The sequence below is a fragment of the Rhodococcus sp. MEB041 genome (assembly GCF_030208955.1).
Lineage (GTDB): Bacteria > Actinomycetota > Actinomycetes > Mycobacteriales > Mycobacteriaceae > Rhodococcoides.
The window spans coordinates 497,892-509,433 of the sequence record NZ_JARVSZ010000005.1 but is presented as its reverse complement, the minus strand read 5'-3'; the positions used below and the strand labels follow the sequence as shown (position 1 = coordinate 509,433).

Below are 11,542 nucleotides of genomic sequence, written 5' to 3'. Positions count from 1 at the left end.
TCACGCGGAGCCTGTTCTCCGGATCGACTCGCACCATCCACATCAACCTGACAGAACCCCGGCGCCGTATCGGCGCCGGGGTTCTTCGTCGTTCGGGTCGGCCGATCAGCCGGCGTCGGGGTCCAACGTCTCCTTGATCTTGCCCATGACGCCCTTCTCCGTGCCGAGAGCCGCGTTCGACGGTTCGCCGAGTCCACCGTCGTAGGTGGCGTAGAGCTTCGGGTCCGGCGGCGGTCCGCTCTGCTTGTTGCCCAGCGGCTGCGGATCGGCGAGGAACCTGTTCTCGTGGCGGCCGTCGGGTGCGGTGCCGTGCGCCCACCGGCCCTTATCGGACTCGGTGCCGTCCGACAGATGCCACAGCGTGCTCGCGTGCTCGTCGTACTCCTCGTCGAACAGGTCGTTCGGCGCCACCACACCCTCCAGACCGTCCGCCTGCAACTCCTCGATGGCCGCGAGCCACATGTTCTGGTGATACGTGTCGCGGGCGAGGTTGAACTCGAGCATGTTCTTGACACCGGGATCGTCGGTCATGTGCCACAGGCGTGCGGTCTGCACGCGGCCCTGCGCCTCCGCCGCGACGTTGGCGCGGAAGTCCGCCAGCAGGTTGCCGCTGGCGACGATGAAGCGCCCGTTCCACGGGACACCGTTGCTGTCGGCGAGGGTGGGTCCGCGCCGGACACGATGGCCTGCTGCGGATCCATCCCGCCCAGCACCGCGGCGACGACGGGATCGGCGGCAGCGTTCTTGGTGGACTCGGTGGCCGGTGCGCCCTCGAGGAGCCGCGCGACCATGGTCGCGATCATCTCCACGTGACCTATCTCCTCGGTCGCGATGTCCATGGTGAGGTCCTTGTACTTGCCTTTCATGCGACAGTTCCATCCCTGGAACAGGTACTGCATCGTGACGGTCATCTCGCCGTACGCGCCGCCGATCAACTCTTGCAGCTTTCGGGCGTAGACGGGATCCGGCTTCTCCGGCTTCACGTCGAACTGGAGGTGGTCGGTGTGACGGAACATGAAGGCTCCTGACAGTGCTCGGGGGTCGTGCTCTTGTCGCGCCCCGGCTACCCGGAGGCGGACCCGACAAACGACCCGGATCGCCGGATCGTGCGCGTGGGTAACGGCCCCGCGAACGGGTAACCGGCTGCGATGAGCACCGACCTGAACGACCCTGCGGCCCCGGGCGACTCCCCCGGTCTGCGTCGCGCCGTCACCGGCAAACTCCTGTTCGTCTTCATCCTGGGTGACGTTCTCGGAGCGGGCATCTACGCACTCGTGGGCGAGATCGCCGGCGAGGTCGGCGGTGCCGTGTGGGTGCCGCTGCTGGTAGCCCTCGCCATGGCCATGCTCACCGCGGCCTCGTACGCCGAGCTGGTGACCAAGTACCCGCGTGCGGGTGGCGCCGCCGTGTTCGCCGAGCGAGCCTTCGGACGGCCGGTGGTGTCGTTCCTCGTCGGATTCTCGATGCTGGCGGCGGGTGTGACGAGTGCGGCAGGGCTGTCCGTCGCCTTCGCCGGTGACTATCTGGGCGCCTTCCTCGACGTCCCGACGGTTCCTGCCGCGCTGGTGTTCCTCGCCGTCGTCGCTCTGCTGAACGCGCGTGGCATCAAGGAGTCGATGCGGGCGAACCTGGTCATGACCGTCGTCGAGGTCAGCGGACTCGTCCTCGTCGTCGTCCTCGCCTGCATCGTGCTCGGTCGCGGCGACGGCGATCTCGGCCGCACCCTCGAGTTCACCGACGCCGTGAACCCTGCCGTGGCGGTCCTCGCGGCGGCACTGCTCGCTTTCTATTCGTTCGTCGGGTTCGAGACCTCGGCCAACATGGCGGAGGAGGTCCGGGACGTGCACCGCGTCTACCCTCGCGCGCTCTTCCTCTCCCTGGCGGCGGCCGGTGCGGTCTACGTCGCGGTCGGACTCGCAGTGAGTGCGGTCGTGCCCGCGAGCGACCTCGCGGACACCTCGGCGCCCCTGCTCGCCGTCGTCTCGGCCGCCGACGTCGGTGTCCCCGACAGGCTGTTCGGACTCGTCGCGTTGATCGCCGTTGCCAACGGCGCCCTGCTGACCATGATCATGGCCAGTCGCCTCACGTACGGCATGGCCGGACAACGACTGCTGCCCGCCGTCGCGGGCCGGGTGTTGCCACGGCGGCAGACACCGTGGGTGGCCATCGTCGCGACCACGGTGGTGGCCATGATTCTCGCGGCCACCGGCACGGTCGCAGCACTCGCCGAAACCGTCGTCCTGTTGCTCCTGATCGTGTTCGTCAGCACCAATCTCGCCGTGCTGGTGCTACGCAAGGACCGTGTGGACCATCCGCACTTCCGCACCCCGGTGATCCTTCCGGTGCTCGCTCTGATCAGCTGCGGCGTGCTCGCGACGCAGCAGACCGCACAGACATGGCTGCGTGCCGGCGTGCTGCTCCTGGTCGGCGGCGTGCTCTACGCGGCGATGCGGTGGACACGGAGTTTGAGAAGTCCCGAAATCGTCAACACGTGACCTGTCTCCTGTAGAACGGGGACGTTCGATGTGTGTCCGACGCCGGAATTCCGGCGTCCGGTCGTGACGACTGAAAGGTAGACGATGGCTATCAACGACGACGACATCACCACTTCCGGAGCAGCAGGCGGCGAAGGCCCCGCCGACGGCGGCTCCAACCCGAACGGTCACGACGGCGGCGCCGACGGCACCGCGTCCAGCACGGAGGGCCCCGCGGACGGCGGCTCGAATCCGGGTGGACACGACGGCGGCGCGGACGGCTCCGCGGCCAGCGGCGAGGGCCCGGCCGACGGCGGCTCGAACCCCGACGGCCACGACGGCGGTGCGGACGGTACGGCTTGAGCCGACCGACCGATGACGAGCGCGGACCGGGAGACCGGTCCGCGCTGCGTCGTCTTCTGAGCATCGAGCCCCGCGCCTTCGCCGAGGACCACTGGGGTCGCGCGCCGCTCCTGACGCGCGCGGTCGATCTACCCGCTCCGTTCACCGATCTGCTGTCGACGGACGCCGTCGACGAGCTGGTGTCCGAACGCGGCGTGCGCACTCCGTTCGCCCGGATGGCCCGGAACGGCGCACTGACCGACCGCAGTCAGTTCACCGATTCGGGTGGCTTCGGGGCCGAGGTGACCGATCAGCTCGACTCCGCCGGAATTCTGGCGGCCTTCGCGGACGGCCACACCCTCGTCCTGCAGGGACTCCATCGACTGTGGCCTCCCCTCATCCACTTCACCGGCGACCTGGTCGCCGATCTCGGCCACCCGGTGCAGGTCAACTCGTACATCACCCCCGCATCGTCGCGTGGATTCGATCCCCACTACGACGTGCACGACGTCTTTGTCCTCCAGATCGCCGGCGAGAAGCGGTGGATCCTGCACCCCCCGGTGCACGAGCATCCGCTGTCGAACCAGCCGTGGTCGGATCGCCGGGACGCCGTCGCCGCCATGGCGCGCACGGACCCGACCCTCGACGTCGTTCTGCGCGAGGGTGATTCGCTGTACGTTCCGCGTGGCTGGATCCATTCCGCCGAGGCCCTGGGTGACACCTCGATCCATCTGACCGTCGGAATGTCGGCCTTCACCCGGTACGACCTGCTGCATCACGTGCTGGGCACCCTCGCGGACGACGCGAGCTTCCGGGCCCCGCTGCCCGTGGGGCTCGATCTGACCGATCCGGACGCCGTCGCACCGCACGTGCGCGCGCTGATCGCAGACCTGACCGCGGCCCTCGCCGAGACCGACGGCCGCGACAGTCGAGCGCGGGCGGCGGCAGAGCGAGTCGGCCGTCGCTTCGTCGAGGTCACGCGGCCGGCCCCGGTGCGTCCTCTCGAGACCGTCCGCACGATGGCCGGCCTGACCGCGGCCACCATGGTGACGTGGCGATCCGGGCTCGCCGCGCGGGTGACGCAGTCGCCCGAGTCGGTCGCCGTGACGACGCGGACCAAGACGGTCACGTTGCCCTCGATCGCGGCGGACGCCGTTCGGCAGCTGCACAGCGGAAAAGACTGTGCTGTCGGAGATCTCACCGGTCTCGATGATCAGGACGCGATCGTCGTGGTGCGTCGTCTGCTCCGCGAGGGTCTCGTCGTCGCCCGATCGTGACGACTCAGGTGAGCACCACCGCGGCGTGGCGCCCGTGCAGCGACAACGCTCGTGATCGGGGAGACACCTTGGCGGGAAGCGGTTCTCGCGGAGAACGATGGTTCCTCGTCGAGCTCGCGGGAAGCTGGGGCCCGTCGGCGTTCCTCGATTCCCCGTCCGTCCTCGATCCCGTACTGGGTAGTGCGCTCGTGCGCCGCATCGAGAGTGCCGGATTCCGCCCCCTCGCCGTCCGGGAGCCCGGCCGTCGCCGAGGCCGAGGCAGGTGGCGGTGGGCGTCGGTGGACGCACGGCCGGGGCACGAGAGCGTGCACAGGGGCGAGGTGTCCGACGCGGCCGATCTGCTCGACGTCCCGCTCGACGGATCGTCGGGAATCGCGTCGACGGAAACCATCGTGGCCGTGTGCACCCACGGCAGGCACGACCGCTGTTGCGCCGTCCGCGGTCGCACGATCCTCGCTCCGGCCGTGGCGGCGTACCCCGGCGAGGTGTGGGAGTGCTCGCACCTCGGTGGCGATCGATTCGCCGGCACGATGATCGTCCTGCCGCACGGTCTCTACTACGGCAACGTCGACGACGCGGACGTCGTCCGCATCCTGCGTCGCCACCACGACGGACTCGTCACCCCGGAGTTCCTGCGTGGCCGCAGTGCGCTCTCGGGGGCCGTGCAGGTGGCCCAGCACGCCGCACGAACCGTCCTGCAGGACTTCGCCATCGACACACTGCATCCCCTGTCGGAGGCTCCCGGCCCGGACGGTCGGCGACACGTCCTCCTCGACCACCACGGGGACACCGTCGAGGTGGTCCTCCAGGAGTCTCGGTCGGCGCCGATCCTCACCACGTGCCACGCCCGCGTCGCCGGGCCGGTGCGCACCCACGAGGTGGTGTCCATCCGCCCGTCTCGGCCCCGCTGAGCGACCACTACTCTGGACCGGAGGCCGGTCGTACATCCGGAAGGGACACGTGTGGAACTCGTAGTACTGCTCGATGAGGACGGCCGTGCCATCGGCACCCACGACAAGGCCACTGTGCATCACGACGCCACACCGCTGCACCTGGCGTTCTCGAGCTACGTGATCAACCGCGAGCGCGAGGTCCTGGTGACACAGCGGGCGCACGACAAGCGCACCTGGCCCGGAATCTGGACCAACACGTGCTGCGGACACCCCGCGCCGGGTGAGCGTCTCGACTCCGCGGTTCTGCGGCGCCTCGATCACGAACTGGGTATCGGTGCGGACAGCGCGGCTCCGGTGCTCCCGTCGTTCCGGTACCGCGCCGTGATGGACAACGGCGTGGTCGAGTACGAGATCTGCCCGGTGTTCCTCGTCCTGCACGACGACAGGACGGTCGATCCGCGACCGGACGAGGTGGCCGACTACCGCTGGGAACCGTGGAACGAGTTCGTCGCGACCGTGTTGGCGGGCGAGAGCGATCTGTCGCCGTGGTGTCAGGACCAGGTCCGTCAGCTGCACGCCCTGGGTTCCGACCCTCTGGCGTGGCCCACCGGCGGCACCGAGTCCCTCCCACCCGCGGCACGCGTCGCGTGACGCACGGGTCGGGACAGCGCAGGGCAGGACAGGACGGCGCCGAGACGGGTGCACCACCGCGCGGCAACGTGCTGATGACGGCGGTCGACCGCATCTCGAACGCTCTGGGTCGGTCGTCGATCTTCGCCGACATCGACTTCGACGACGAGACGCATCCCTGGTTCCTGTCCGCGGAGGAGCGCGCCAACCCGGACACTCGCATCCGCGCCTGGACGGAGGGCAACCGTTGCGTCGCTCTCGTGCACGGCGACACCTACTTCCGCGTGCTGAACGAGCACCTGGCCGACGCGAAACCGGACGATCTGGTGTTGTTCACCGATTGGCGCGGCGACCCGGAGCAGGTGCTCACCGACCGCGGTCCGACGGTCGAGGACGCGCTGACCGGTGCCGCTTCGCGCGGTGTCGTCGTCCGAGGTCTGCTGTGGCGCTCGCACGCGGAGGGCCTCGGATACACCGGCGGCAAGAACAGTGCCCTCGCGACCGCCCTCGAGGACGCGGGCGGTGAGTGCGTTCTCGATCAGCGCGTCCTGGCATTCGGGTCCCATCATCAGAAACTCGTGGTGATGCGCTCCGCGTCGCGTGTCGACGGCAATGTCGCCTTCGTGGGCGGTATCGACCTGGCCCGCTCGCGACGCGACGATGCGCACCATCACGGCGATGCCCTGAGCCGACCCTTTCCACCTGAGTACGGGGAGACCCCCGCCTGGCACGACCTGCAACTCGAGATGCGCGGTCCGGCCGTGCGCGACGTCGAGGACACCTTCCGGGAGCGCTGGGAGGATCCGGCGGCGCTGTCGCGGCTGCCGTGGCACGTGGTGAGCGACGTCGTCCGCCGGCACCGGCGCGAGCCGTCCGAGCTGCCCGCTGCCCTCCCCGACCCGGAGGCGACGGGAACGTGCTCGGTGCAGTTGCTCCGCACCTACCCGCGTCGCCGACCGTCCTACCCGTTCGCGCAGGACGGCGAGCGCAGCGCCGCCCGTGCGTACGCCAAAGCCCTCGGTCGCGCCGAGCGCCTGATCTACATCGAGGACCAGTACCTGTGGTCCGTGGACGTCGCGCGGGTCTTCGCGCGTGCGCTGCGGCGCTCGCCCCGGCTCCGCATGATCATCGTGGTACCCCGGCACCTCGACGACGACAGTGCGATGACCATCCCGCCGTCGCTCCTGGGTCACGCCGCCGCGTTGGACCTACTACGCGACGCGGGCGCCGACCGGGTGCTCGTCCTCGACGTGGAAAACGACGACAGCGTGCCGGTGTACGTGCACTCCAAGGTCTGCATCGTCGACGACGTGTGGGCGGCCGTCGGTAGCGACAACTTCAATCGCCGCTCCTGGACGCACGATTCGGAGCTCACGGCGGCCGTGGTCGACGAGGAGCGGGATGCGCGCGAGCCCGTCGATCCCGGTGGCCTGGGTGACGGTGCGCGGGTGTTCGCCCGAGATCTCCGCCTCGAGCTCCTCGCCGAACACCTGTCCCGTGGGAGCGGCGCGGACGCCGACGTCGCCGACCTCCTCGACCCGGACGACTGCTTCGACGCGGTCGCCGAGCAGGTCAGCGAGCTCGACGCGTGGCACGACGGGGGCCGCGACGGTGATCGCCCGCGGGGACGGTTGCGCATGCATGCCATCGAGGTGCCGCCGCTGTGGAAGCAGCGGGTGTTCTCGCTCCTCTACCGGCTGGTGGTCGACCCCGACGGCCGACCACTGCGGCTGCGGTTGACGCGCCGCTTCTGACGGTGCGGCCGCGCAGGATACGCACGCCCACTCGCGGGTACCTGGGCGTTCGTGAGCCCCGACACCGTCCCACCGCCCGACATCGATGCGGCCGCGCGGGCGTTCGGTCATGCCGAACTGCATCCGAGACAACGTGACTCGATCGATGCCGTCGTGTCCGGACGAGACGTGCTGGCACTACTGGCGAGCGGTTTCGGCAAGTCGGCCATCTATCAGGTCGCCGCGTCGCTGCTCGACGGGCCGACCGTCGTCCTGAGCCCGCTCATCGCGTTGCAACGCGATCAGGTGAACGGTCTGCGTCGTCGGTCGACACACGTGCGGGCGGTCGCGGTGCACTCCGAGCAGAGCGACACCGAGAACGAGCGTTCGTGGGAGTCCCTCGCTCGCGGTGAGGCGACCATCGTCTACCTGACGCCGGAATCAGCCTCTCGGGACGAGGTGCAGGATCGGCTGCGCGCACTCGGCGTCGCGTGCATCGCCGTCGACGAGGCCCACTGCATCGCCGCCCGGGGCCACGATTTCCGTCCGGCCTACCTTCGTCTCGGTCACGTGGCCGAGGCGATCGGACGCCCGCCGATCATCGCCGTCACCGCGACGGCTCCCCCGCCGATCCGTGACGAGATCACGACGCGCCTCGGCATGCTCGATCCGTTGACGGTGGTCGGCTCCTTCGATCGGCCCGAGATCCGGCTGTCCGTCGTCCGGCACCACGACGCGGACATGGCACTCCGGGCGGCCGTGGACGATGTCGTCCGGCGCTCGGAGTCCGGCGGCCGGTCGGAATCAAACGGGCAGGCTGGAATCGGTCTCGTGTACACCGCCACTCGCGTGCAGGCGGAGGAGTTCGCGGCTCTGCTGGCGGAGCGCGGCCTCCGAGCGCTCGCGTACCACGCCGGTCTCGCACGGTCCGCGCGCGACGAGGCGCACGAGGCGTTCGCGGCCGGGACGGTCGACGTCGTCGCGGCCACGTCGGCGTTCGGGATGGGCATCGACAAGCCCGATGTCCGGTTCGTCGTCCACACTGCACCGCCCGATTCGCTGGAGCGGTACTACCAGGAGTTCGGCCGCGCCGGTCGCGACGGTGCGGACGCCGCTGCCGTCCTGCACTTTCGCGCCGAGGACCTGGGGCTGCCGTCGTTCTTCGCCACTCGCCGACCGCGCCGAGATGCGCTCGAGACGGTGCAGGGGGCGCTGCGGTCCGCCACGGAACCGATGTCGACCGAGTCGCTCACGGGGTTGCCCGACCTGTCACCGCGCGCTGTGGAGACCGCCCTGGAGCTGCTCGATCACGTCGACGCCGTGCACCACACGGACGCCGGGTGGGTGCCCGGCAGCCTCTCGACGACCGAGGCCGTCGAGCGCGCACTGGAGGCGGCTCGCCGGCAGGAGACGGCGGCGCGATCGCGGGTGGAGATGGTGCGGACCTACGCCGAGACGCGGCGATGCCGACGACAGGTGCTCCTCGAGTACCTCGGCGAGGTGACGGAGCAACTCTGCGGTCGGTGCGACACCTGCGAGTCCGGCACCGCGGCCGAGTCCGACGTGAACGGCGGTGACACGAGCTACCAGCCCGGCGACACGCTGCATCACCGCGACTGGGGCGCGGGGAACGTGGTGTCGGCCGAGGCGGACCGCGTCACCGTGCACTTTCCCGAACACGGTTACCGCACCCTGGCGACCACGATCCTGGAGGAGCGCGACATCGCCGAGTGACAGCCTCGAAACGGACCTTCGACGACCTGCGGGAGCCGAGAACCGGGACCGACCACGACGGACGCGCGAGACTCGGACCGCAGGTTCGTTTAGCGCGTCGACCTGGCGGTTCCGAGCGCGGATCGACTGGGAAGACCGTAGATTCGCGCACGACAGACATCCCCGGGGGAGGGTGTGCCGTCGCTCCTTCCTGCCCGTCGAGTGTGAGGTTGCTAGACCACATGACAGACCTGAAGCCCTTCTTCAAGAACGTTCAGTCGCACTACGACCTGTCCGACGACTTCTTCGCGCTCTTCCTCGACCCCACGTGGACGTACAGCTGTGCGTACTTCGAGCGCGAGGACATGACGCTCGAGGAGGCACAGCTCGCGAAGATCGATCTGGCCCTGGACAAGTTGGGCCTCGAGTCGGGCATGCGCCTGCTCGACGTCGGCTGCGGATGGGGAACCGCGATGATCCGCGCCCGCGAGCGGTTCGATGTGGACGTGGTCGGCCTGACGCTCAGCGAGCACCAGTTCGGACGCGTCCAGTCCCGTCTGGACGACCTCACGGGCGACCGCAAGGCCGAGGTACGCCTGCAGGGCTGGGAGGAGTTCGACGAACCGGTCGATCGGATCGTCAGCATCGGCGCCTTCGAGCACTTCCGTCGCGCGCGCCACGTCCCGTTCTTCGAGAAGGCGCACTCGCTGCTCCCCTCCGACGGAGTCATGTTGCTGCACACCATCGTCGGCTACGGACTGGACGATCTGGAGGAGAAGGGTGTCGCCGTCGACAAGCGCGACGCCGTCTTCATGCGCTTCATCCTCCGGGAGATCTTCCCCGGCGGGGAGCTCGAGCGCCCGGGCACCATCCGGGAACGCGCAACGTCCGTCGGGTTCTCGGTCGACCGGGTGCACTCGTTGCAGCAGCACTACGCCCGCACGCTGGAGATCTGGACGGAGAACCTCGAGGCCCGCAAGGACGAGGCCATCGCGATCGCCGGCGACGAGGTCTACGAGCGCTACATCAAGTACCTCGGCGGATGTGCGAAGCAGTTCCGCCGCGGAACCATCGACATCATGCAGTTCACGCTGTCCAAGTAGAACCAGGTCGTTTGGGACCATGTCGGCAGGGAAGCCGCCGGCATGGTTTCCCACGGCAGCTACACGTTCATCGGTAACGCGACCGGGTTGGTGAGCTACGGCGACACACGCTGCTCACCGATCCGAACTTCCTGCACGCCGGCGAGCGTGCCTATCTCGGTCACGGTCTGTTCTCCACACGCCGTCTCGATCCGGCCGTCTCGATCGACGAGTTGCCACCGCTGTCCGCGATCGTGTTGTCGCACATGCACGGAGACCACTGGGACCGGCGCGCACAGAGCGGGCTCGACCGGTCGCTGCCGGTGTTCACCACGGGTCACGCTGCCTCGAAACTGACCCGTCGCGGCTTCGAGGCGGCGACCGGACTGTCGACGTGGGAATCACGACGCCTGCGAGTCGGAGAGCAGGTCGTGACGATCACGGCGATGCCCGGTCGGCACGGCCCCGTCTGGGCACAGCGTCTGCGGGTGCTTCCGCCGGTGATGGGCACGATGCTCGAGTTCGGATCCGCGGAGTCCGACACCGTCGACCTGCGCGTGTACGTCTCCGGCGACACCCTGATGGTCGACGGGCTCCGGGAGATCCCCACGCGCTATCCGGACATCGACACCGGTGTCGTGCACCTCGGTGGCACCACCCTGCCGTTCGGGCAGAACCCGCGCTGGGGAGCGATGGTGACGATGGACGGCCGCCAGGGCACCGACGCCATGCAGCTCGTCGACCCGGCGCAGGTACTGCCCGTGCATGTCGACGACTACGGTGTCTTCGCCTCTCCCCTGTCCGACTTCTCCCGCGAGATGCGCGCGCGAGGTCTCGGTGACCGCATCACCTACGTCGGGCGCGGCGAGACGGTGCCGCTGAGACGGTGACGTCGGCAGGGTTTTCGCGCCTCGGGACGCGGGTAGGCCACCTGGACACGAGACCCGACGTCAGGACCCGAGAGAAGGAGGCAGTCGTGCCCACCACGAACGACGACGGCAAGCCCATCGAGTCGGAGCTGCCCTCCACCCTGCAGAAATCGGACGAGAAGGCGCAGCGCACCTTCGCGAAGACACTCGACTCCGCGGAGGAGGAGTACGACGACGAGCAGCGGGCGCACCGAGTCGCCTACTCCTCCTTGAAGCACAGCTACGAGAAGGTGGGCGACCACTGGGAGCCGAAGGACGAGAAGGGCCCCTCCGACGAGCGCGCCGAGAGCGGCGGCCCGAACCCGAAGGGCCGCAGCGCCGGCGGCGTCGACGCGAACGCGTCGAAGAAGCACCTCGAGGAGGTCGCTCGCGACCTCGACGTGCACGGCCGATCGACGATGACCAAGGACGAGTTGGTCGACGCCATCGACAAGGAGAACAGGAAGCAGACCGCGAAGAAGCGGTGAGG

General features: G+C 69.1%; 9 protein-coding genes and 2 pseudogenes. 10 read left to right on the top strand and 1 reads right to left on the bottom strand.

Annotation, left to right across the window (positions count from 1 at the left end; translation table 11 throughout):
• Nucleotides 1–105: 105 nt before the first annotated feature.
• A pseudogene (locus tag QRN16_RS16520) lies at nt 106–1,016 on the bottom strand (manganese catalase).
• Between the two features lie 132 nt (nt 1,017–1,148).
• Between QRN16_RS16520 and QRN16_RS16515 the strand changes: the two are divergent.
• The 10 genes and pseudogenes from QRN16_RS16515 to QRN16_RS16470 all read left to right on the top strand — a co-directional run bounded on the left by QRN16_RS16515 (nt 1,149) and on the right by QRN16_RS16470 (nt 11,540).
• On the top strand, nt 1,149–2,495 hold the full coding sequence (locus QRN16_RS16515; RefSeq protein ID WP_056447311.1) for an APC family permease: 1,347 nt from the start codon (nt 1,149–1,151) through the stop codon (nt 2,493–2,495).
• Nucleotides 2,496–2,579: 84 nt separating this feature from the next.
• Nucleotides 2,580–2,837, top strand: a complete 258-nt coding sequence (locus QRN16_RS16510; RefSeq protein ID WP_027503975.1) for a hypothetical protein — start codon at nt 2,580–2,582, stop codon at nt 2,835–2,837.
• Nucleotides 2,834–4,093, top strand: coding sequence for a cupin domain-containing protein (locus QRN16_RS16505; RefSeq protein ID WP_285188350.1), 1,260 nt, complete (start codon nt 2,834–2,836; stop codon nt 4,091–4,093). Before QRN16_RS16510 ends, QRN16_RS16505 begins: the two co-directional genes overlap by 4 nt.
• 8 nt (nt 4,094–4,101) lie before the next feature.
• Complete coding sequence (locus QRN16_RS16500) at nt 4,102–5,004, top strand: ferredoxin family protein (protein WP_285188348.1); 903 nt, start codon at nt 4,102–4,104, stop codon at nt 5,002–5,004.
• A 51-nt stretch (nt 5,005–5,055) separates the two neighbouring features.
• Entirely contained in the window at nt 5,056–5,637 is a 582-nt protein-coding gene (idi, locus tag QRN16_RS16495; protein WP_027503978.1) for an isopentenyl-diphosphate Delta-isomerase, read from the top strand.
• Nucleotides 5,638–5,711: 74 nt separating this feature from the next.
• The gene (locus tag QRN16_RS16490; RefSeq protein WP_285188999.1) at nt 5,712–7,370 is read left to right on the top strand and encodes a phospholipase D family protein; all 1,659 of its coding nucleotides are present in this window, start codon (nt 5,712–5,714) and stop codon (nt 7,368–7,370) included.
• Between the two features lie 51 nt (nt 7,371–7,421).
• Nucleotides 7,422–9,083 carry a RecQ family ATP-dependent DNA helicase gene (locus QRN16_RS16485; RefSeq protein ID WP_285188347.1) on the top strand — a complete coding sequence of 554 codons (1,662 nt, stop codon included), beginning with the start codon at nt 7,422–7,424 and terminating at the stop codon, nt 9,081–9,083.
• Between the two features lie 221 nt (nt 9,084–9,304).
• Nucleotides 9,305–10,165 (top strand): cyclopropane mycolic acid synthase family methyltransferase, encoded by an 861-nt coding sequence (locus QRN16_RS16480; RefSeq protein WP_285188345.1) that lies wholly within the window; start codon nt 9,305–9,307, stop codon nt 10,163–10,165.
• A 42-nt stretch (nt 10,166–10,207) separates the two neighbouring features.
• Nucleotides 10,208–11,034 (top strand): annotated as a pseudogene (locus tag QRN16_RS16475) (MBL fold metallo-hydrolase).
• 86 nt (nt 11,035–11,120) lie between these two features.
• Nucleotides 11,121–11,540: a ChaB family protein gene (locus QRN16_RS16470; RefSeq protein WP_222638235.1), complete on the top strand. Its 420-nt coding sequence runs from the start codon at nt 11,121–11,123 to the stop codon at nt 11,538–11,540.
• The last annotated feature ends 2 nt before the right edge of the window (nt 11,541–11,542 follow it).